The sequence below is a fragment of the Zooshikella ganghwensis genome, assembly GCF_018263875.1.
Classification (GTDB): domain Bacteria; phylum Pseudomonadota; class Gammaproteobacteria; order Pseudomonadales; family Zooshikellaceae; genus Zooshikella; species Zooshikella ganghwensis.
Map to the genome: position 1 here is coordinate 50004 of NZ_JAEVHG010000007.1, position 23066 is coordinate 73069.

General features: G+C 41.6%; 19 protein-coding genes and 1 pseudogene. 10 read left to right on the forward strand and 10 right to left on the reverse strand.

Annotated elements, in window-relative coordinates:
* Nucleotides 1–32: 32 nt before the first annotated feature.
* The 6 genes and pseudogenes from KHS79_RS11870 to yidD all read left to right on the forward strand — a co-directional run.
* The gene (locus tag KHS79_RS11870; RefSeq protein WP_027707607.1) at nucleotides 33–1154 is read left to right on the forward strand and encodes a 6-phosphofructokinase; all 1122 of its coding nucleotides are present in this window, start codon (nucleotides 33–35) and stop codon (nucleotides 1152–1154) included.
* 384 nt (nucleotides 1155–1538) lie between these two features.
* A complete protein-coding gene (locus KHS79_RS11875; protein ID WP_027707606.1) occupies nucleotides 1539–2645 on the forward strand; it encodes a 6-phosphofructokinase in 1107 nt (368 codons plus the stop codon).
* Between the two features lie 532 nt (nucleotides 2646–3177).
* Nucleotides 3178–4461, forward strand: a complete 1284-nt coding sequence (locus KHS79_RS11880; RefSeq protein WP_212719179.1) for an alanine racemase — start codon at nucleotides 3178–3180, stop codon at nucleotides 4459–4461.
* Nucleotides 4454–4900 (forward strand): acyl-CoA thioesterase, encoded by a 447-nt coding sequence (locus KHS79_RS11885; protein WP_038290538.1) that lies wholly within the window; start codon nucleotides 4454–4456, stop codon nucleotides 4898–4900. Before KHS79_RS11880 ends, KHS79_RS11885 begins: the two co-directional genes overlap by 8 nt.
* The gene (locus tag KHS79_RS11890) at nucleotides 4894–5721 is read left to right on the forward strand and encodes a hypothetical protein (RefSeq protein ID WP_212719182.1); all 828 of its coding nucleotides are present in this window, start codon (nucleotides 4894–4896) and stop codon (nucleotides 5719–5721) included. The genes KHS79_RS11885 and KHS79_RS11890 overlap by 7 nt, the downstream gene beginning before the upstream one ends.
* A gap of 88 nt (nucleotides 5722–5809) precedes the next feature.
* Nucleotides 5810–5953, forward strand: a pseudogene (yidD, locus tag KHS79_RS26430) (membrane protein insertion efficiency factor YidD); the annotation flags it as partial.
* 47 nt (nucleotides 5954–6000) lie between these two features.
* Here yidD and KHS79_RS11895 read toward each other — a convergent pair.
* Complete coding sequence (locus KHS79_RS11895) at nucleotides 6001–7029, reverse strand: helix-turn-helix domain-containing protein (protein ID WP_212719185.1); 1029 nt, start codon at nucleotides 7027–7029, stop codon at nucleotides 6001–6003.
* A gap of 335 nt (nucleotides 7030–7364) precedes the next feature.
* Between KHS79_RS11895 and KHS79_RS11900 the strand changes: the two genes are divergently transcribed.
* Both KHS79_RS11900 and KHS79_RS11905 read left to right on the forward strand, forming a co-directional pair.
* Nucleotides 7365–9206 (forward strand): beta-ketoacyl synthase, encoded by a 1842-nt coding sequence (locus KHS79_RS11900; RefSeq protein ID WP_212719188.1) that lies wholly within the window; start codon nucleotides 7365–7367, stop codon nucleotides 9204–9206.
* A gap of 117 nt (nucleotides 9207–9323) precedes the next feature.
* Nucleotides 9324–9620: a hypothetical protein gene (locus KHS79_RS11905; RefSeq protein WP_212719191.1), complete on the forward strand. Its 297-nt coding sequence runs from the start codon at nucleotides 9324–9326 to the stop codon at nucleotides 9618–9620.
* Here KHS79_RS11905 and KHS79_RS26280 read toward each other — a convergent pair.
* The 6 genes from KHS79_RS26280 to KHS79_RS11935 all read right to left on the reverse strand — a co-directional run bounded on the left by KHS79_RS26280 (nucleotide 9597) and on the right by KHS79_RS11935 (nucleotide 17398).
* Complete coding sequence (locus KHS79_RS26280) at nucleotides 9597–12011, reverse strand: ATP-binding protein (RefSeq protein WP_212719194.1); 2415 nt, start codon at nucleotides 12009–12011, stop codon at nucleotides 9597–9599. The genes KHS79_RS11905 and KHS79_RS26280 overlap by 24 nt on opposite strands.
* A complete protein-coding gene (locus KHS79_RS11915) occupies nucleotides 12004–13230 on the reverse strand; it encodes an ABC transporter substrate-binding protein (RefSeq protein ID WP_212719197.1) in 1227 nt (408 codons plus the stop codon). The genes KHS79_RS26280 and KHS79_RS11915 overlap by 8 nt, the downstream gene beginning before the upstream one ends.
* Nucleotides 13231–13331: 101 nt before the next feature.
* On the reverse strand, nucleotides 13332–14195 hold the full coding sequence (locus KHS79_RS11920; protein WP_212719200.1) for a hypothetical protein: 864 nt from the start codon (nucleotides 14193–14195) through the stop codon (nucleotides 13332–13334).
* A gap of 333 nt (nucleotides 14196–14528) precedes the next feature.
* Entirely contained in the window at nucleotides 14529–14969 is a 441-nt protein-coding gene (locus KHS79_RS11925; protein WP_051311766.1) for a CBS domain-containing protein, read from the reverse strand.
* A 132-nt stretch (nucleotides 14970–15101) separates the two neighbouring features.
* Nucleotides 15102–16556: a dihydrolipoyl dehydrogenase gene (locus KHS79_RS11930; RefSeq protein ID WP_212719202.1), complete on the reverse strand. Its 1455-nt coding sequence runs from the start codon at nucleotides 16554–16556 to the stop codon at nucleotides 15102–15104.
* Nucleotides 16557–16663: 107 nt separating this feature from the next.
* The gene (locus tag KHS79_RS11935; RefSeq protein ID WP_212719205.1) at nucleotides 16664–17398 is read right to left on the reverse strand and encodes a glutathione peroxidase; all 735 of its coding nucleotides are present in this window, start codon (nucleotides 17396–17398) and stop codon (nucleotides 16664–16666) included.
* A 241-nt stretch (nucleotides 17399–17639) separates the two neighbouring features.
* Between KHS79_RS11935 and KHS79_RS11940 the strand changes: the two genes are divergently transcribed.
* Nucleotides 17640–18926, forward strand: coding sequence for an efflux RND transporter periplasmic adaptor subunit (locus KHS79_RS11940; protein ID WP_212719207.1), 1287 nt, complete (start codon nucleotides 17640–17642; stop codon nucleotides 18924–18926).
* Nucleotides 18927–18928: 2 nt separating this feature from the next.
* Here KHS79_RS11940 and KHS79_RS11945 read toward each other — a convergent pair whose 3' ends face one another.
* Complete coding sequence (locus KHS79_RS11945; protein ID WP_051311764.1) at nucleotides 18929–19843, reverse strand: type 2 periplasmic-binding domain-containing protein; 915 nt, start codon at nucleotides 19841–19843, stop codon at nucleotides 18929–18931.
* A 104-nt stretch (nucleotides 19844–19947) separates the two neighbouring features.
* Between KHS79_RS11945 and KHS79_RS11950 the strand changes: the two genes are divergently transcribed.
* The gene (locus KHS79_RS11950) at nucleotides 19948–20955 is read left to right on the forward strand and encodes a TolB family protein (protein WP_212719209.1); all 1008 of its coding nucleotides are present in this window, start codon (nucleotides 19948–19950) and stop codon (nucleotides 20953–20955) included.
* A 61-nt stretch (nucleotides 20956–21016) separates the two neighbouring features.
* Here KHS79_RS11950 and KHS79_RS11955 read toward each other — a convergent pair whose 3' ends face one another.
* Together KHS79_RS11955 and KHS79_RS11960 are read right to left on the reverse strand one after the other, a co-directional pair.
* A complete protein-coding gene (locus KHS79_RS11955) occupies nucleotides 21017–21787 on the reverse strand; it encodes a substrate-binding periplasmic protein (protein ID WP_212719211.1) in 771 nt (256 codons plus the stop codon).
* 274 nt (nucleotides 21788–22061) lie between these two features.
* Entirely contained in the window at nucleotides 22062–23024 is a 963-nt protein-coding gene (locus KHS79_RS11960) for a calcium/sodium antiporter (RefSeq protein WP_212719215.1), read from the reverse strand.
* Between the last annotated feature and the right edge of the window lie 42 nt (nucleotides 23025–23066).

Here is a 23066-nt window from a genome sequence, read left to right on the forward strand (position 1 = left end):
GTATAAACAACACGCAAACGCAGGGGCTGTAAATGACCAAACACATTGGCATTTTAACAAGTGGTGGAGATTGTCCTGGTCTAAACGCTGCAATTCGTGGAGTGGTTAAGGCGGGCCAGTATGGCTATGGTATGGAGTTTATCGGGTTTAAAGATGGTTTTCGAGGCATAGCACTGGATAGAACCATTGAGCTGAATGATCAAGTCCTCTCAGGGATTTTGACGGATGGAGGGACTATTTTAGGTACCAGCCGCGATAAACCACATAAGATGCCCATTGGTAACAAAGTCATCGATATGACAGAGACCATTGTTGAAAACTACCATCGAAATCACTTAGATGGACTAGTTTGTATCGGTGGTGGAGGAACCCAAAAAAATGCTCTGCGCTTAAAACAAGCTGGACTCAATGTGATTACACTGCCAAAAACCATTGATAATGATGTCGCAATAACCGATGTGACCTTTGGTTTTGATACAGCGTTAGGTATTGCTACGCAGGCCATAGATCGTTTACATACCACCGCTACCAGTCACCACCGGGTTATTGTGGTCGAAATTATGGGGCATAATGCTGGCTGGTTAGCGTTAGGGGCGGGCATTGCCGGAGGGGCTGATGTCATCTTATTACCCGAGTTACCTTATCGACTAGAAGTAGTGGCGGAAGCCATTAAGCGCCGGGTTCGCTCCAGTAAACGGTTTAGTATTATTGCCTATGCTGAGGGGGCATTAACCGTTGAAGAAGCTCAGCGTTTAACGGCCTTGGAGCAGCAGCGCAGTACTATCGAGGATAAGGCTGAGAGAAAAGCGCTAAAGCAGCAAATTAAAGCCATTGCCAATCAACATGCCGATCATAGCCTGTGGCTGACAGAGCAGGTAGAAAAGCTCACAGGACAAGAATCAAGGTTGACCATATTAGGCCATTTGCAACGGGGCGGAACACCTTCTGCCGGTGACCGTTTACTGGCAACACATTTAGGTGCAACGGCTGCTCAATTAATTCAACAAAACCAGTTTGGTGTAATGGTTGCGGTTAATGGAGAGTCATTAGTACCTGTTCCTCTCGAGCAGGTTGTTTTGGAAAAGAAACGTGTACCTGAAAATCACTCCTGGGTACAAACAGCAAAAGAAATGGGTATTTGCTTGGGTATTTAGTGCCTGATACGTTTTGTTAATGAACAATACACTATGTAATATTATCTATTTAATGTTATCCAACTGTTGTATTTCCCTTTATTTTGAGTGTTTGCAATAGATAAAAATATTTTTCTGATATGCAATATGTTGCTTTAGCTCAGTATTAATGAGTTTTAAAGTTGTCGCTAACGATGCGATAGATATAATTGCGGCTATCGACAGAAATCAGCCACATACGTATCGAAAACTTGAACCATTGTTCCTTAGAGTCCGTTAGAAGTTTTTTCCGTCTGATGCTAAAAAGACAATTATCATTAAAAAAAGACTATCAAGTTCTTTCGTGCCAATCAGACTACCGTTTCATAAGTATTAGTTATATAAGTGTTTGGAGGTCCTTTACGTATGTCTAAATTTATTGGCGTTCTCACCAGTGGCGGTGACTGTCCTGGATTAAATGCGGCTATTCGTGGTTTGGTTCGGGCGGGCCAAAATCAATATGACATGCAATTTGTCGGTTTTCTGGACGGTTTTCGTGGTATGGCACAAGACCGGACTTTAGAGTTAAACAGAAAAACACTTTCTGGCATTCTCGTTGATGGCGGAACTATCTTGGGTACAAGTCGTGATACACCTGCGCGTACCAGAGAAATGACCGATGAAATTGTTGCTACCTATAATCGTCACCACCTTGATGCACTGGTTTGCCTGGGTGGCGATGGTACTCATAAAAATGCAATGCGTTTAAAAGAAGCTGGCTTGAATGTGGTCACCATGCCTAAAACGATCGACAATGACATTGCATGCACAGACGTAACATTTGGTTTTAATACAGCCCTGGGTATTGCCACTGAAGCTATTGACCGTTTGCACTCTACTGCAACCAGTCACCACCGGGTAATGGTTGTAGAAATCATGGGTAACTCTGCGGGTTGGTTGACCTTGGGTGCAGGTATTGCGGGTGGTGCGGATGTTATTCTGCTGCCAGAAATACCCTACGATGTGAACATGATCTCTGCGGCCATTAAACGCCGTGCTCGCGCTGGTAAGCGTTTTAGTATCGTTGCTGTTGCTGAAGGTGCGATTACTAAAGAAGACGCAAAAGTTGTAGCAGAGCTTAAAAAGCAGCTGGCTGCGACAGAAGGTGAGCAAGAGCGAGATCAACTGGAAGAAAAGATTCGCCGTTTAGAAGGTGCGCGAGTTGGTCATAGTGTGAAACTGACTCAAGAAATCGAGGAAATTACGGGCCAAGAATCTCGCTTAACAATTTTAGGTCACTTGCAGCGTGGTGGAACGCCTTCTTCTTTCGACCGTTTATTAGCAACTCGTTTAGGAACAGCTTGTGCCAGAATGATTCATGAAGAAAAGTTCGGCAACATGGTTGCAGTGAAAGGGCAAGAAATTGTTCCTGTGGCAATTGAAGAAGTTGCAAATACGACAAACCGTGTGCCTGTTGACCATGCTTGGGTTGAAACCGCTCGCTTAGTAGGTACCAGCTTTGGTGATCAGTAACATTGTGTTTTAGGTCTGTGTTTGGACTTGCTTTAGATGACTCAATGATTGAGTGGTACTAGAGTTGATCTAGCATAGAACTGCTTTAGAAATATCAAAAAAAGCGCTGAGCATTTTGCCAGCGCTTTTTGTATATTAAGCCAACCTTTTTCAGTGGGGGAAGTTTTTTTCAGGTTGAATTAAGCAAGAACTCACGTATTCTGAAGCCAGTTTTTAACGTTGATTATTACGGATGATACTCAACAGGTTATGTGCTTACTACAGTAAGTGCAACACAGGGTTAATTATACCCTTCACGAATCATTTTTAGGGTTTGTTGCCAGCGCTCTTCGCCCCAGTCACTTATTAATATAACCGCCCAGCAGCGCTGTTATATCAATTAAAGTGGCTACCGCAAGTTTCACAGCAGTAAACTTGCCCAGGGGATTCATCGCTTGACAGCCGCCCCTAAAAAACCTTCGTTTTGGGTATATTAAGTAATCCCTCATTTAGTTTGCACTTTTCCAGCATTATTAATTCGAGGAGCACCCTAATGGAATGGATTCTACTGTTAATTATTTTGTCATTTTTGCTTCGCCCCAAAGACAGGGGAAAACCTTATAATCAATATTTTTCTTTACTAAATCAGCAGCTCCAAAAGAAAGCAGGAGGACAACCTTCTCAGCTGGTCGACTTGGATACCGTCGATAGTAATCTTGAGTCTGTTCAACAGCGGCTAAATGGGAAAACCAAACTCCGTTTAGTCGTAAAGTCTATTCCTTGTTTACCTCTGATTAATTACCTGATGGAGCGAACAGGTAGTCGTCGATTGATGGTTTTCCATCGGCCTTTTTTGTCTTTTTTGCATCGGTATTATCATGATGTAGATTTTTTATTGGGTAAGCCATTACCCATTGCGGCTATCATGAAGTTTTGGCATACCTGTGATGATGACCAAAAGCATCGTCTCCACCAAATTCAGTGGTTAATCGATAGTCCTGAGCGACTAAGGCAATACCTGCGTTTTGCACGGCAGCAAAACATCAAGTTAAACATAAATGTGGAAGTGGATATTGGCTTGCATCGCGGTGGCGTAAGTTCTGCTGCTGAGCTTTCAGTATTGCTGGGGCTTATTGCTGATCACCCACGTTATCTTAACTTCAGTGGTTTAATGGGATATGAGGCCCACATAGCGAAGTTGCCCTCATTACCTTGGCGAAAACAGCAACAGCTATTAAGAGCAAGGGATGAAGTCGCTAAGCGTTTTACGCAACTCGTTAGCTTTATACAGCAGCAGTTTCCTAACTTATGGCATGACCAGCTGACGTTAAATGGTGCGGGTAGTCAAACTTATATGCTGTACCAAAATATATCGTTATTTAATGATATAAGTGTTGGTTCAGCCTTGCTCATGCCTAAGGACTTTGAGCGGCCCTGGTTGCGTGGCCATCAGGCTGCCTACTTTATTGCAACACCGGTATTAAAAAAACTGAATCAGTTTGAGCTACCCTTTTTAGAGAAGCTGTCTAAAACCATTGGCTGGTGGAACCCTAACTGGCGACAGGCGCTGTTTATTTATGGGGGATTTTGGAAAGCGATACCTGAAGCACCAGGAGGGTTGAGCCTGAATCGTCTTTATGGACGAAGCTCTAATCAGGAAATTCTGACAAGTTCTTCTCGAACTGCTTTGACCATGGATGATTTTGTTTTTTTTCGTCCTCAACAAAGTGAAGCAGTAATGTTGGAATTTGAGGACTTGCTGATTGTCAGGCGGGGACAAATTGTAGAAAAATGGCCTGTATTATCACGAAGTATTAGCGAAGTGAATCATGGGTGAGACTGAAATTTGGGACTTTCCCAAACCTTTTGTCATGTCAATTTTAGTGCAAGCCGATGCAATTGATCACTATGGACATGTCAATAATGCTGTATATGTTAACTGGTTGCAGGAAGTCGCATGGCGTCAAATTGCTGCAGAAGGGATTAGCCTTCATGACTATCAACAGTGGCAGTGTGCAATGGTTGTTAAGCAGCACTGTTTGGATTATTTACTGCCCGCTTATCTTGGGGATCATCTACAGCTTGCGACGTGGATTACTCGTTGCGACGAACGTTGGGCATTGCAGCGAACATTTCAATTAGTGCGCACCAAAGATAAGGAAACAATCCTGCGTGCTGTCAGTACCTATAACTGTGTAACACTTCAAGGTAAGCCGCGCCGCTTTCCTGCAGGTTTACTCGCTACCTATCAACGGCTTACAGGTGATACATGTTGAGTCGTAGCGGGTTCCACCAACCTATCGTCTATGGGGCTATTTTAGTTGTTGGTGTATTAGGTATGTTGGCAGCTGCCGGGCTTTGGTACCAGGCAAGGGTTGCAGAACAATTGTTTAAACAGCGGCAACTGCACTATTCACCTGTCCTTTTTGCGGCACAGCAATTTCCATTAGGTGACTTTGTGATTGAGTGGAATACGGCACAAGGTGGGGGACTGTCTGTCTTTGATCCTAAGCATAAAAAAGTATTATGGCAGAATCAGCCTGGATTGGGGTTTGTGACACTCAAAGCCATTCCAAAAATGCTTCAGGAAAATCAGCTGCCCGTTGTTGCTCAGACATGTCAGCAGCAGTTTATTTACGGGTTTGCTCGGCGGAAAAAACAACTACAGGTGATGGGTAAAGTGTTTTGTCCAAATGGCCAGTACTATGACTATAACTTGCTGTTTAAGGCCATTAATCGACAACAAGTCGATCTGCAGTTGATGTTTAGTAGTGCTGATGTTACTGCGCTTACATTAAATACAGCCATTGACAGTAATGAAAAAATAATTGGCTATACCCAGGACGAGGCACCAACTGAAGCACATAGTGACGCGATGAAAATCGCATCGGACCACCCTAAACAAACATTACCTTATTGGCTATCCACTAAAAATAGGGGAATGGTTTTGAAAGCTAAATTGCAGGGAGCATTTGACCTAAAAGAGCCTCAGCAGATCGTTGCAAGTGGACCTGGCAGCGAGTTGTATGTTCATACATTTAATGCATCCACCAAGGAACAACTGTGGCAGTATCTGCAACCCCTTCATCAACGTTAATAGCTTATTGATATTCTATGCGCTGGGTTTACTTTTGAGCCTGCGTTATACTTGGCGGCATGTCGCTAAATAAATAAAAGCTGGCTTAATGAAGTATCTTCTGCTCGGTTTATTAAAAATTTATCGTTGGTTGATTAGTCCACTGCTTGGTAATAACTGTCGGTTTTACCCAAGTTGTTCCCACTATGCTGAGCAGGCATTACTTCAACATGGCCTTGGCTATGGTCTCTGGTTGACACTTCGCCGTTTGCTCCGTTGCCATCCCTGGCATCCCGGAGGTTATGATCCGGTACCTGAAGATGAGGTAGAATCAGCGATCGTTGACAGTGAAAAAAGCTTGCCCCGTACAGAACGTTTAAAATCTGAGGGACTTAATAAAAATTGCTGTTTAAAACAGCGGGCGAAATAGCTTTCATCTTTAAACCCTACCAAATCACTAATTTCAGCGATGGTTAAATTAGATTGCTGAAGGAGTTCTTTTGCTGCTGATAAGCGCAGCTTTCGTAGATAGCCTGTGGGTGTCTGATTAGTGGCTTGCCGAAAACGTCGGTTAAAGGTGCGTAGACTGACTTGTAACTGGCTGGCTAGCACTGACCATATTACGTCTTGCTGATAGTGTTGCTGAAGCCATAGCTGTGCCTGCAGTACTGTTTCATCAGAGTAGTTTCGGTTATCTGTAAATGAGTAGTGAACCGACTCAAAAGAGCGTCGAATTTCCTGAGAAAACTGCTGCTCAACTCGGGTTGCAATGGATTGTCCACAAACGACCCCGACAAAGTGGATCATGAGGTCAGCCATAGAGTTCACACTGCCAGCACAGTAGATGCGTCCCGCCTGGGTGATGAGGTGATGTTGCTGTAATTGAACTTTGGGGTAGTGCTTTTGAAAACTGTCAAAGTAAAACCAGTGAGTAGTAGCAGGTTTGTTATCAAGTAGTCCAGCTTCTGCAATAAGGCTTACGCCGGTACCCGCTGCACACAGCGTTGCTCCTTGGTGATACTGCTTGGTGAGCCATTGGATCAGTGGTTGTAGCTTTCTTAGGCTTCGCTGGGGGTTTCTCCAAAGGCCGGGAATAACTATGCAATCTGTTTTATCAATAAGTTCAATACTGGTTTGAGGGGTGATGGTTAAGCCGCCAGTGATGGTAATAGGAGCAACTGCCTGGCCAGCCAAAGTGACTTTGAACAGGTTTTGTCGATGATGGCTGGCAACAAGATTAGCATTAGCTGCATGAAGTATTTCCATCGGTAGCGTAATACTTGTCCCCAGCATATGAGGCAGCGCTAATACGGTAATGTGGGTTGACATGGTTGAACCTGACGCATAATGCAGTGGTGGACAATAGGCTTTGATAAAGTACTGTATGTGGCTGGCGATATAGTCCGATAATTTGGCCAAAAAATCCAGATCGCTTTAGGTAACTGCTTTTACACTAATGCTAAGTTGTACATTGAGTTTTATACCTTGGGCACCTCTAAAAATGTTCTCTTTCCGTGATAGCTGTGATACTCCGTAAGCTCAGGTCATCATGTGTGTTTTATGCATTTTGGTTTTAGATCAAATACTGTCTAGCTATCACGAAAATATTACTATTTAAAGAGGTACCCCCCTTAGTGATGAGCTGTTGATTTAAGGAGAGTGCTTTGTCCAGACTTCCAGTGATTATTGGCATGGGGGGGATAAACCCCGCTGGCCGCACGTCTATGCATCATGGCTATCGTCGTTTGGTTCTGGATGCGCTGTCTGCTGATTCACAACAAACGACTCTTGCCAGTCTTGCTCAGCTGATGAATTTATCAGCAGATGCGTTAGATCGTCAGTTTATAGAGTCTCACACCCTTATACGTAAGCTGGAGTCAAACTTATTCGATCCTAGCGCGATATCGCACCATCAAAAGCTAGGTTTGCTGGCAGGTAGTATTATTCAAGTCAAAACGCGTCAGTTACCTAACCCTTTACCCAGCCATTGGCGCGTAGTTAAAGAAGAGGGTGGAGTCAGTCATGTCGCGCTAGAGTCTGCTGAAACACTTTTACAACCTGCTTTCCGGCAAGCAATAGTCAATAGTGCTGGACAGTTGCCGATGGGTTTTGACCCAGCAAACCTTTACCCTTCCAGGAATCATCCCCGAGGCTTGCAGCTTTCTATCTATGGGGCTTCTGATGCTATTCATTCGTTGGGTTTTGACTGGGAAAACATTGGCCGCTTTTTAGCGCCAGACCAAATTGCAGTCTATGCGGGCAGTAGTATGAGCCAGCTAGATTACAATGGTAATGGCGGGATGATGCAGGCTCGGTTATTGGGCAAACGAGTGACTTCAAAACAGTGCCCACTGGGTTTTGCAGAAATGCCTGCTGACTTTATTAATGCCTATGTAGTCGGGAGTTTGGGGGGGACTGGAACCAACATGGGGGCTTGTGCGACGCTGCTGTACAACCTCAGCCAGGGTATTGATGCCATTCGTAGTGGTAAGCATCGGTTAGTGATAGTGGGTAACGCTGAAGCGCCATTGCTGCCAGAAGTATTTGATGGTTACGCTACGATGGGGGCGCTGGCGACTGATCAAGGTTTAAATCAGCTGGACGGGCTGGCAACCGATGCACCTGTTAATCATCGTCGCGCGTGTCGCCCTTTTGGTCATAACTGTGGTTTTACACTGGCAGAATCAGCACAGTTTTTTGTGTTATGTGATGATGAGTTAGCCGTTGAATTAGGCGCGACTATTTATGGTGCAATTGGTGATATTTTTGTAAATGCCGATGGTTATAAAAAATCAATTTCGGGTCCCGGTGCAGGTAACTATTTAACTATGGCAAAAGCTGTGGCTTGTGCGCGGTCTATTTTGGGTGGATCTGCGCTACCTAAAAGCTATGTGTTAGCACATGGAACAGGCACACCGCAAAACCGCATCACTGAGTCTCATATATTAAGTGAAACAGCAAAAACCTTTGGTATTACACAGTGGCCAGTTACCGCGATTAAGTCGTATGTTGGGCACTCTTTGGGTGTGGCTGCAGGTGACCAGCTGGCTGTAGCACTTGGGGTTTGGGCTGAAGGTATTATTCCTGGTATTACTACGATTAATCAGGTTGCAGATGATGTTTATCAGGATAATCTACAGATTTTATTGGATCATTTACAGGTGCCAGTTGATGATCTGGATGTTGCCTTTATCAATGCAAAAGGGTTTGGCGGTAATAATGCATCGGCAGCCGTATTAGCACCTCATGTGGTCACTAATATGCTCCAAAAGAAACATGGACAGTCTACAATGACGGCATATTGGCAACGAAATGAGCAGGTACAAGCGGCTACTTCAGACTACGATAATGCGTGTATTTCAGGTAACCGATCACCAATATACCGTTTTGGTGAAGGCGTTATTGAGGGTAATGAGCTTGGCTATACAGCTACTGCTGTCAGTGTTCCAGGTTATGAAAAAACAGTTGACTTAAACCTGCAAAACCCATATCCCGATATGGTGTAAACAGCTCAGGATAGTGGGGGGAGCGCGCGACGTTTTCCCTCCAAAAGTTGTAGTAGAAGCTTAGGAACTTTTTTAGTGCGCATGGAAATCGACAATTAATCTAAGGCATTGATGGTAATGGCCACTAAACAATCTATTTTTGGAATATTATCTTTTTCGCTTGCAATTTTAGTGATTGTGAGTGGTGTTGTTTTTCTTGGTTGGGTGGGGGCGTCAAGTACAGATCTTGGCTCTGACATACGAGAGGCTAATTATCTGGGAGCCGTAATACTTGCAGGTATACTGCTAAATTTAGTCGCACTGGTATTAGGTATCATTGGTTTAACAAAGCACCAATACAAGAAGTCACTTGCGGTATGGGGCATTATTATTAGTGGTTGCTCGGCACTTTTAATATCCTTGTTGATTAGCTAGTTTGCCTGGTGATTTTTGTCCATAGCGAAGAAAGTCAATGGGAAATTCTTTGCCAATAACGCGTTTGATCCAGTGAGGGACAGATAATTCATGTTCACTGTTACCGGTTGCTAAATATAGTTCTGTAAATCCTCGTTCATGGAGTTCTTCGGCAATTTCCAATCCATTCTTATCACTATTTAATAAGTGCACATCAATAAAAACAGGTGTATCTGGAGGGATGTTGGCTACTGTGTTTTGTAGTTGTTGATAGGAAGCATAAGCAACACCTTTCAGGTTATATTGGCTGGCATTAATTTCCCAACAGGTCCGAATTAAAGAGTCATCCTCAATTTGTACAAAATCAGGGTGAAAATAAAGCGGAATAGTGTGTGGCTGCTGTTCTGCGCCTTGTGCTATTGGACTCCTGGTATCAGGTACCGGTATCGTTGTGAGAGATGAGTTAATAACAGGTGTTGTATTGGTAGTTTTAGACTGGTAAATGGTATCAAGCAACTTGAGAAGGTGAGTGCGTGTCATGGGTTTGGGTATGGATAAATCTGCCCCTGTTTCTGATATCTTTTTTTGCAGCTCAAGGGCATAACGATTTGAGTGAATACAAAGTATAGTCGCTGGATAACGTGTTTTTAAAATAGGTGCAGCGTTAAGGCCGCTCATGTAATTATTGCCAAAGTCAATATCCAGAATAATGATATCGCATTGGTGAAGGATGGACTCATGGCGTAGAGCTTGCTCTGTAGTATCAAATACATCAATAGTGATATGTTGACTAAGATTACGTGAGGAGCTGATATATTCTTTAATATAGTCTCGATAGACTGGCTCATCATCAATAATCACGATACGAATAGAATGGTTCTGGTTTAATTTTTTGCATAATTCTTGTTCAATGTATTTATCATCATGTTGGTTAGGCGTATGAGTTTGAGTGTTTTCTGAAAGCTTAATCGCATGATGGGAATAGTAATCTTTGCTTGAACAAAGTAGTTTTTCCATGGTTTGTATTGCAAGCTCATCACTCGCAGGTAAGGTAAAGGTAAATTCAGTACCTGTTTCTTTTGTTGAATGTACATTAATCTGCCCGCCATGGGCTTCAACGATTTTTTTAGTAATGGCTAGTCCTAAGCCAGTGCCATTGTTTTTATTGAGAGAGAAAAAAGGATCAAATATTTTTGAAAAAAACTCTCTGGGGACGTAGCTATTACTATTGCCAATGGTGATTTCGACCCAACCTTTATCGATTTCTTTTGATAAAAACCATATATGTCCTGTTCCCTTCATATGCTCACATGCGTTAGAAATAATATTGCTAAGGACTCGAATAATTCGGTTGGGGTCTATATTCAGCTTGTGTGAATGCTGTAAATTATAGGTAAGCTCAATATTTAAATTATTATTGTATCGAAATTGTTCAATGAGTGTTTGATGTAATATTTTTTTGAGATCAGTTTTCTTCTGGGTCAGTGGTGATTGTGGATTGCCAATCTCCATAATATCGTGAATCATACTATTTACGTTATCAAGCGCTGCATGTATGGGAGTAATGCTCTTTTTTAAAATAGACTTGATTTCATAAATATTATCGATACTGGATATCAGCTCAATCACTGTATTGAGTAATGTAAAAGGTTTACGAACATCATGGGCAAGCATTTGAGTGGTTTGTACCATGGTGTGGTAGCTTCTGGCTTTTGCTATTTTTCTATTGGCTTTATTTAAGTTAGCTTGAAACTCAAGAAGTTTGTCGTAAACAATGTTGTATTCCAGTACATTAAACGTTGTTGTTTTTTTTATATGCAAACCGTCAAAAGTATTTACCAGTTTGTTTATATCATGAATGACGTATTTTTTATAAAAAAATAGAATGCCATTAATATTAACCAGGAAAGTAATGATGATCGTAATGCAAAGCCAAAAAACACTATTTGAGCCAATTTCTAAAGGTAAAGCGATTTCTTTTGCAACATAAGAAATTGTTTTCTGGTCGTATACAATAGGGTTAATGCCAATAAACGTATTAGTTTTTTCGTTGTGACAAGTCGTAGGTTGATGAGGATTGATTTGACAGTGCGCTCTGTCTATAAGCCAGTTTTCGACAACTTTTTTATTGCCAATCGCTAAACCTGTTAAGTTGGAGTGAGCAAGAATATTGAATTTTATAAATTCAAGTGCCTGATAATTATTGGAGATGACTTGGAGAATAATTTCTTCTTTAGTGTTATTATCAAGAAAGTTAACAAAGTTGGCAGCTCGGTTGATGACTTCCTGCTTTTGCAGCTTTAATCCTATAATAATAGCAAAGGTAATCAGTGCTGTTTGAATAATAATTAATGATAAGAAAAAAACAACACTAATCCAAACGATAGATTTTTTTTGTGACGACTTACTCACTGAGTCTGTACCCACCTGGTGTCACTTTCATGGTAAATAGCTTGTGATAGGTTAAATTACCCTCTGTGCTGAATTCAACACCTGTTACTCCTTGATAACTGATTCCCGTGAATGGGTTACTTTGGGAGGAGGGAGTCTTGTTGACAAAATAACGATTAAAAATACGTGCTGCGTCGTAAGCCAACAGAGAAATAACCATTGGCTCTTTGCGATAGGTCAAACGATACTGATCAATGACTGCTTGGAATTTAGGGTCTGGATCGAAGTAAGTGTTTTGGCGGGTAAAGTAGGCTGTAATGCTTTTATCTTTAAGACGATCAAAGAATGGCTGAAACTTGCTGGATCCCCAGCTGACAGTGCCAATGTAGGTTGTTTGGTGCTTTGGGTAATTCTGCTGAATATAATTTACAATTTTAGCGGATAAGCTGGATCTTGTCAGTAGAATGACTAAATCGGGTTTATGCTCTTTTTCAAATAATGGGATAATATTTTCAATCGTGGGATTAATTTCAGTAATACTAATGTCTGTAAATGACTGTTTATTTGCAATGAGCTGGGCTTTAAAGGCTTTTTGATAATCTCTCATTCTCGATTTGTCAATAGAGGTGATGAGTAATATGTTGTTAAATGCATGTTGGCTATTAAGATTATTAAGAATGTGCTGGACGTTGTCTACAATGGGGCGCTGCATTGAGAAAATATAAGGTTTGTTTATTTCTGTAGTGATGGGGGTATAAAGAGAGATAAGTGGAATTTTGTGTTTTTCGAATAAATCTCTTACTGGGATAATATCGTTGGCGCTGTCAAAGCCAATAATTCCGTCACAATCAGAAGAAATCATTTTCTTTGTAGCTTTAATGCTTCCTAAGGGGGATGGATTAAAAAAATGGACCTCTAGGGCTGTACGGTTGTCTTTTTCTTGCATAAGCCCTAGTTTAGCGCCATTTATAAATGCTTCACCATAAGCAGGGCTGGTTTTTACTGAGGTACCTGTCAGGCATAGTTTTTTGGGTGCAGAACGTGAAGCTTCAGTGTTTGAAAGAGGATCAGTAATCGCAATTGATTGTGGAGTATTTATCAGGTTAGCAAGTAATAGGGTAAAAGCCTGCAACGATAATACGCTATGCTTTTTAGTTAAGCTCTTATTCTTGTTATGGACTGCCGTTGATTGTTGTTGCGTGGTTAACTTGGTTATGAATGACATTAAGCGTCTCATCATACTTTTATCCTTTTTATTATCCTGTAAATAGTATCCCTTGTATACGATAACTATTTTTTATTTTGATGAGATTTAAACATGTTTAGTATACTCTTCATGAATCAATTTTTGGGTATAGTATTCATAAACTTGTCTAAAAAATCCTGGCTGTTTAGGTTTTTAGTAAATGTCTTAAGCTGAATTGCACTTTTTTGAATAGTATCTACGGCAAGAAGGATATCATGTATTGCCGGTTTATTCTTGGCTACTTCATGATCAGTTACCGTGCCAGGTGTAGTTAGCTTTTGAATGAGTATCACGAGTACTTCACTGAGAGAGCTGATAGGGGTTGTGATATTGATAAGCTCATGTTTAATAAAGCGAAGTAGCTGTAGAGACGTTTCCTGTTGTATTTTTTGTAGTTGAGGAGGAATAGGGGTTATTGATAAAGTCTGGTGCTTATTAGGCGCAGGTTGAGCAATATGAGAATTCGAAGGCTCTAGTATAGCCTGTAATGGTAATGTGGTTTGGCTATTGGTTAAGGATACTAAGGTATTGTCACCCGGTTTTATGGCAGTGGCCACTTGGCTTATTGACGATTGCTGGTTAATAAGACTGGTATGATGAAGAAGAAAATTCGCGTATCTATTGAGTGGTGTTAATGTATTATTGTCGTTTATGGTGAAAATAGCAGTAGTAAAATTTTTAAGCTTAGGCTGATCAGGCTCTTGCTTTTTAAAAGAAAAAAAGCGGGATATAAATGGTGCTGTCTTCGCTTTATTTTTCAATGATGTATGAATGGGGTGGTGTTGACGTGAACGTAATTGATCAATAATACCGAGTGTCTGTGCAACGATAAGGAGAGATAACGTTAAAAGTAATACAGGAGATGATACCTGGATAAATAACACAATAATAATGAAAGTACATACTGCAAGAGAAACGTGTTGTGCAAGCACTAGTCGGCTAAATCTAAACAAACCCATTTTTTTCTCTTCTGTGTAAGCAACGGTTATGCTTATGCTCCTTGAAGTAAATAAACAGTTAAGGAAAGAATGCTATCCATTGCTCGATGAATCATATTTACGGTATAACCCTTTCCTTGCGATAAGCCACTCATAATGAAGGCAAAACACTAAGCCAGAGTTTAATTGGGCCACTGCTAAAGTGGTATATACCCTTAGCGAAGGGTATATATAAAATGTGACAAGATTGTAACTGTAACCTTACTAAACATCAACCTGACACAATTAACTTGTCGTATGCTTAATTAGAAGCTTGACTAAGTCTTCATCATGCCAGGGCTGCTCAAAATAATGCTAAAAAACACAGTGGGTAATATTTTCAGCAAGCGCTCTGAGAATATCTGTACGTGTGATTAATCCGACTAGCTTATTATTCTCAACAACGGGGTATACTTTGGGTTTATGGGCTATCATTTGCTGAGCTAAATTAATAATATCTTCTTTGGGAGAAACAGTAAGGACATCTGTTCGCATGACATCATTGACAATCGCATTTTGGTCACAAAAATAAGATGATTGCAGTACCTGTTTGATGCAATCCTGTTCTGACACAAAACCTATTACCTCCTTGTCTTCATTAATTACTGGAAGGCCGCTTAGGTGGTCGCGCATCAAGCGATCAAGTACAACTTTTAAAGGTGTACCACAGGTGAAGGGTAAGTGGTGTGCTGTCATGTAATCTTTGACTAAAATGGGTAATTGCTTGGTTGCGGTACTTTGTGCAGTTTTAGCCATGATTTATTACCTAGATAATACGTTTAAACGTCAGTTCATATTTTCAGTGTAGATCATTTAAGTGCAGGACCTGTATAACGCTACAGATCCATTTTATTGGTTGTTATATCAAAGAGTTTGTTACCAGAAGATTTATGCTCCTGGGCCACAGTCCAGGCAGTGTTTAATCATTGCTGGACCAAGATGTAATTTACTATTCAGATCACGAAGTGCAGTGCGCACTCCTTCCTCAATAACCGGGTGATAGAAGGGCATTTCCAGTATTTGAGCTACCGTTAAGCGCTGTTGAATCGACCAGGCAAGTAGGTGAGCTAGATGCTCTGCACGAGGGCCGATTATTTCTGCACCAAGTAAGATGCCCGTGCCATTTTCGCCATAGACATGCAGGCTACCCTTATTAATACCCATCACGCGACTACGGCCCTGGTCAGTAAAAGATACTTTGCCTGTCGCGAAACAGCCACATTGGCCATGAGTCTCCTGCAGTTGCTGATAAGACCTGCCGACTACTGCAATTTGAGGGTTTGAAAATACGACGCCAATAGTTGTCCGACGTTGCCCTGCTCGAATATCAGGATAGCGACCAGCATTATCTCCCGCTATTCGGCCTTCATCCGCCGCCTCATGGAGTAATGGAATATCATTGTTAGCATCACCAGCAATAAAGATAGGTTGGTCATCACACTGTAGAGTGAACCGGTCAAAGATAGGAATCCCCAGATTGTTCAGTCTTACCTCTGTATTTTCCAATCCAATCTGGTCTACATTGGGGCGACGGCCTGTGGCGGCAAGTACATAATCAAAATGCTCTGTGTGCTCATGTCCTTGGGCATCTTTGAAAGAAATGACAACCTGGTTATTGACTCGCTTCATGTGGGTCACATTGGCATCGGCATCAATGGCAAGTTCTTCAGCCAATAACTGATTAGCTTCAGTCAGTAATTCTGGATCAGTGAGTGGCCCAATCGCGCCACCTAAGCCAAATACCTGGACCGTGACCCCTAGACGATGAAGTGCTTGGCCAAGCTCTAAGCCAATAACGCCAGTCCCAAATACCGCGACGGAAGTGGGTAAATCATCCCAGTTAAATACATCATCATTAATAATTAAGCGGTCACCTAGTTCAGCGAAGCTTGCAGGATAGGACGGGCGAGACCCTGTTGCGATAACGATGCGTTTGGCGGTAATTTTTGTGTGGTCGTCAACCAATAAGGTTTCTTTATTTATAAAGCGAGCGTGGCCTTTAATTTTATCCGTAGCAGGAATGGCCTCCACAGACTCCAGTACAAAGCCTACAAAGCGATCTCGTTCCCGCTTAACTCTTGCCATAACTTCTCGGCCATTTATTGCAACGGGACCTTGTGTGTAAACCCCAAACTGTTCCGTATGACTTGCATGGTGAACAGCCTCAGCGGCAGCAATTAATAATTTGCTTGGCATACAGCCCACACGTGCGCAGGTTGTACCATAAGCACCCGATTCAATGAGTACAACACTGTCAGTATGTGCTTTGGCTGCTCGATAGGCACCGAGGCCTGCTGTTCCTGATCCGATAATCGCAACATCTACTGATATTTCATTACTCATGGTGTTCTTACTCTTGATGTGAGGCATACACTACAGTATGGGTATGTTCTGTTTCTGTGGCCTGAAAACTCAGGCCATATTGTCTTTCGATCCTAATCATTAACCATTTAAGCGTCAGCCAGGAATTCAGCCAGTTGATCTGCCCCACCAATATGCTGGCCTTTGAGAAAAACCTGAGGCACAGTGTTTTCACCGGTAACCGCCTTTAACCCACGTTGACTTACCGCTTGTTGTACAATTATTTCCTCATAGGCTAAATCACGTTCGTTAAGCATGGCTTTGGCACGAGCACAATGAGGGCAGCCAGCCTTGGTGAAAAGGGTATAGTACGCAGGCTCTTGTGCTTGCGGGCATATATAATTGAGCATGGTATCGGCATCTGAGACTTCAAAGGGGTCACCAGGCTTTTCTGGCTCAATAAACATTTTTTCGATAACGCCATCATTAACCACCATGGCATACCGCCAGCTTCGTTTACCAAATCCCAAGTCGCTTTTATCCACTAGCATTCCGACGGCTTCTGTTAAAGCACCATTACCATCAGGTAGCATTTTAACGTGTTGTAGTTTTTGGTCTTGCTGCCAGGCATTCATGACAAAAGTATCATTCACAGATACACATAATATGTCGTCAACACCATTAGCAAAGAAGACAGGTGCAAGCTCGTCATAACGAGGTAAATGACTGGATGAGCAAGTGGGGGTGAATGCTCCAGGCAAACCAAATACGATAACACGCTTATTTCGAAATAAGTCATTTGTTGTCAGTGTTTGCCATTCATTATTTGCGCGGACCTGAATACTGATATTGGGGATTGTTAAGCCTTCTTGATTGTTTAACATGGGTTTTCCTCAGCTATAAACTGGATTAATAAAAGGTTGTTACCAATCGTTGATCTGATGGTTTAAGTATGAAGCCTTTGGTGGGATAAATTAAATTGATTTATTTAAATTTGGTCATAGTAGAAAGCTATAACGAGTGAGGGGTGGTAATTAACAAGGCTAATCAGTCGTTCAGACGCTAGAAAGGCAGTCAGCTATGCTTGTAATTGTTAACAAAAGAAATTAAGTATGATGCTATTGCATGGATGGAAACAAAAAGTACAACAATGCGGTGAAACGATTTGTCCTTTTTGCGGCTCTTGTTGGGTTGACTGCTGGTGTTATTGCAGCATTAAAATGGACAGCAAAGACACCTGAGCGTCGTGAACAGCTACCGATTATTACCCAAATTAAAGTCCAGCAAGTGCTTAAACAAGCATTGTCTTCTGTCATAGAACTCTATGGTGTGCTGGAGTCCCCCTATGAAACAGAACTGACAGCACCAGTGACTGCATTTGTTAAAGCCACGCAGGTTCGTGAAGGTGATCGTGTTAACCCGGGGGATCATTTAGTGCAGTTAGATGATCGTGATTTGCAATTACTCTTAAAACAGCGGCAGGCTGAGGTGGCAGATATTGAGGCGCGTATTACTGCAGAGCAGCAACGCTATCAAGCGGATCTTCAACGATTAAAGGATGAGCAAACCTTGTTAGCCATTGCTGAGCGCGGTGTCGCTCGGCAGCAGTCGTTACGTGGTAAAAATGCCGCTTCAGAGACCCAGCTTGATGAGGCTCGTCGACAGTTTGCGCAGCAAGCGTTGAATATAACAAATATACGTTTTCAGATTGCCGATCATCCACACCGTCTCTTACAGTTGAATGCACAACTACAACGTGCTGTAGCGCTGCAAATGCAAGTAGAACTGGACATAGAGCGATCAATTGTGCGCTCACCTTACCGGGCAAAAATTGTCTCTTTACATACTGCGCCAGGTGCCAGGGTATTAACTGGTGAATCATTGGTCACGCTTTACGATGCTGAAACTATAGAGGTACGAGCGCAATTACCATCGCGCTATCTGCCTGATATTCAAGAGGCAATGGATCGCCAGCAAACCATCACAGGTAAGTTGGTGCTGGATAATCAGTCACTGCCTATTACTTTGATACGGTTAGCACATGCTGTAAGGCAAGGGCGCGGGGGCTTAGATGCATTTTTTAAGATAGAAGGTACATCACAAAGGCTTGCTATTGGCCGACCTGTGTCGTTATTAATTAATTTACCTCCTCAAGATGATGTTACCGCACTCCCGCCGCAAGCGATTTATAACGATAATATGGTTTATCGCGTAAAGCAGGGGGTTTTACAGGGAGTGCCAGTCAGGTTACTGGGTAGAAATACGTCAGTTGAAGGAAAGTCCAGAGTGCTTATTCATAGTGATGCTTTACAGGTTGGCGATCAGGTGATGATAACTCATTTACCTGATGCCGTTTCTGGACTTAAAGTACGGGTGATTAAAAGCAATCTATCAGATGAACAGACTCCTTAAATCTACTCAGTTGTCACTTCTTGACTTTCATTGGGTGTCCCATCAGGGGATACGGCTAACTTTAACCATAACTCTTCCCTTTGTAGCGGTGTTCTTGCGGGTAAGAGTGGATTTTCAAGAACAAAAAGCTGCCGTTCACTAAGGCGAGCTTGTTCGATTGCTTTTTGATGAAACTGATTAAAGATGGCATCAAAGCTACCATTTTTGATCATTTTTTCTAAACCGGAGGTTATTCTTTTGGCAAGCCTGTCATTTTCTCTGGCAACAAAAAAATAATAAGGCCAAGGGTAATATAGAAGTAATTTTTCTTCAATTTTAATACGAGGAAAACGTCCTTTATGGGCGCGATATTCGTTAAATACTTCATTAATACCTCGGGGAAATAAGGCAATTTTATCTGTGGCTACGAGTTGAAATAATGATTCATAGGTTGGACTGGTGGCCACTGTGAATTGATTATGTTTATAGATAGCAACATCTCCCCAGCCCTTAACCTGGCCCACGGTAAATTCACGGAGCTGATCTAAGGACTCTACATCGTGGAGTTTTTCTTGAGTGTTTTCGGTGACTAAAATGAGTCGATAGCCGAGAATCCCTTTACGTAAAGGTATTCTGATAGGTGTCAATTTGCTTTCTTTTTCTTCTGAGGATGATGTCCATATGACTGTTAAAATATTGGTACCTGCGGCAAGCAGCTCTATAGACTTGGTTTCAGAAACAACTTGCTTAGCGGCGTGTAAAGTGTAGTCACCAAAAGTCTGAGTGGTTTCATCCATAGCCTTACGCAGTAGTGTAATAAGGTCTAAATAACGGGTATCTTTGTGAGATTGGGCGCGAGGATGGATGACAATATCACTGGCCATGCTGGTCAGGGAAAACAGCATAGCAATGAAGATTGATAAGCTAGTTTTTGACATATCATTCTTCCTTGAGAGAAGATGAAGGCGGTTAATCGAGTCTATCCAGTTTCTTCGTTTTCTATAATGCTAGTAAGCATAGTTGATCGGGTAAAGAGTACCTAATGCGAATACCGAGCGGTTTGTTATGGGTTAAACACATCATCATTGTATGGTGCTGTTTATATATGAATGCTTGTGATAACGCTCAACAAGATAAGCCAGCTACCACTACCACAGACAAAAATGATAAAAAGATAGAAGGTCAATCATCTGAAAAACGTGAGAGTGAATTTACCCTTCATGAAAATACAGCTTTTCAACAAGTTCCACTAGAGGTTTTATCTAACGTTGCAAGTTATGATCAACCACGTATCCAATTTTTGTGGATTCCCCCGCATGAGAAAAATCGCCGACAGTTAACGCTTTGGTCAATTAAACTGGATGGTTCTGATTTACGACAAGTGGCGACAGCTGAAGAGTTATATGGCGATTATCGACACTCCGTTGTGGTTTCATCAAAACCCGTTCGATCGCCGAATAATCGTTATATAGTCTATACGTTTATCAGTGATAAAAAACGAATTGTATTATTGGACTTAGCTACTAGGGCGCGAAAAGTAATCGATGAGGGAGTGGCTTCTGCCCATTTTACGTGGTATCCGGATAGCCAGCGGGTGATGATCAATAGAGCCTACGAAACAAAAGTATTCTCACTTAAAACAGAGTCATTATCTATTGTGGCGCATCAGAAAAATGCGGGGTTGTATTTAATTAATGAGGGTAAGCATTTTTTTGCAATAAAAAAAGGAAAGTACATTGTTTATGATTTACTTTTCAATGAAGTAAAGTCTGGCAGCTTTGATTATTTACCCCAATCGTTATTACATTTGAATAGTGTTTCAGAAGACGGTCGTTACCTGGCATTTGGCTATGATTTGCTTGACCTTGAAACTAAACAACATTTGACCACGTTAAGTGATTCACCTATCTTGGGAATTCATGAAAACTGGATTTTTATTTCAAGAAATGGTTTTCAACGGATTAATATTAATACCCAAAAAATTGAACAGGTTTTTACGGCACCAGCAGGAGGGTCAGGGCGAAAAGGGGTGACGCTTTATAATCTATAAAACAGGCCCTAGTTCATCTAATGGGGATTTTCGTTTGAAGAGTGTCGCTGCCTCATCACCTTCATTTCTGGAACCATTGTTGTCTTATCTTTTCTGTAAGCCCTATCTTATCTATGTGTCGTTTCCCTTGATCAAAAATATTGAGCAGCTGCTTAACAGAGGAACTTTCTTTTTTACCTACAACAAATTCAGTGGCATATCCAAAGTAAGGTGATTTTTTAAAGTCTCCTTTAATATTTTCTTTTGCAATTATATAATCCCAGTTTTTTTCATATCCAGCAAAACCATCAACTCGGTTTACTAAGAGTACTTTGAAACCTTGAGATATTTTTTTTACGTTAATCTTTTTGAAATAATTTGACTCATTAAAAGTATCACCATAATTGTAGTCTTTTTTTACAGCAATAGTCATTCCTTTAAGGCTCTGAATACCATTCCAGTTAAGAGCTTTCTCTTGTAGTGTATATATTAGTAAGTTAGCTTTATTTATATATTCAGTTGAATATCTGAATATCTTTTTTCTTGAGTTGTTTTTGCCGGTAGGAAATAGTAGTTCTACTTTACCTGTTTTTACAAAGTCTAATGCTCTCGACCATGGTAGTATATAGAGTTCTATAGTATAGCCCATATGGTGATAGCTTTCTCTTACGATATCCCAAGAGTAACCTTTAAGATTTTTTGAATTCTTTCCTGGCTGGATCACTTCAACTGCAAATTTTTGACTGAAACAAAATGGTTCATAATCGTTGAGTGTTGCTATTTTTACTACCTTATCCCCAGCTTTAGCCGTTAAAACTAAAGAGCACAATCCGAGAAGTAATATTAGCTTCATATTAAAGTCTAACGTTAAACTATTATTAACGACTATTTAGCAATCTTCTGAGATTACACTCCATTTATTTTAATAGAGTAGCTTAAACGAAGATGTTAAACACTAAGCTACAGGGGCAAAACCATAAGTTTTTGCTAAAATGCTCAGCTAGTCCATCACTTTTGCCTGGGACTAGGAGTATGTGACAGGTGAATGGTATCGCTTTCCTGTAGTGCATACTTGTTCGGGTGCTTTAATTATTCCTAACGGGAAGATCAGATACTATTTCACAAAATCAGCTGCCAAATACAGTGAAACTCAGTCCAACATAAATACCATAGAATATTAACAGTAGGCCCCCTTCCAACCGGTTTAGATGACGTCCTGTAAATAAGAATAATATCAGAAGCAAAGCGGCACCGAGCATTGCCCACTGGTCAAACTGTAAGATCCTCTCCGGAACAGGGAGAGGCTGGAGGAGGGCTGATACACCAAGAATTCCTAATAAATTGAAGATATTGCTACCGAGTATGTTGCCGACTACTACATCAGCATGTCGCCGGATTGCAGCAATGACTGATATTGAAAGCTCGGGAAGTGATGTGCCAACAGCTACTAACGTCAAGCCAATTACTGCTTGGGAAACTCCATAGGATTGGGCAACGCCCACAGCCCCAGTCAGTAATACTTGAGATCCTACGATCAGTAGTATTAGCCCGATAACCACAGAGACTACAGTCCATAACAGCGACCTGGGCACTATGGAAAGTTCTTCCGCTTCAGCTTTGTGAAGTTCTGCTGAAGGTATGGAGCTGGAACGTTCGGTCATGTAGGCCCACGTCAGGTAAACTAGTAAAGCTAGCAGTAAAATTGCTGCATCCATTCGCTGTAGGGCGCTTCCACCCACTAATACCAAAAACAGTATACTCGCTGCTACAACTGTTGTGGCATCCCTAAACAGTGCTAATGGTTTGACGGCAAGCGGTGTGATTAATGCGCATATTCCAAGTATTAGAAAAATATTACTGATATTACTACCAACGACGTTGCCAATAGCGATATCAGGTCGGCCACTTACAGCAGCATCAATAGAGACAACTAATTCTGGAGCAGATGTGCCAAAGCCCACGATAACGAGACCGCTAAGCAAAGGAGAAACGCCCAAGCGCTTCGCAGCAGCCAATGAGCCTCGTATCAATGCTTCGCCACCAGCAGTAAGCAAGGCTACACCCAGAAGTAATAACAGGAAATTCAACATGGTTAAAAGTTTCCCTGAGAAAAAATTGGAATCATCAAGAAA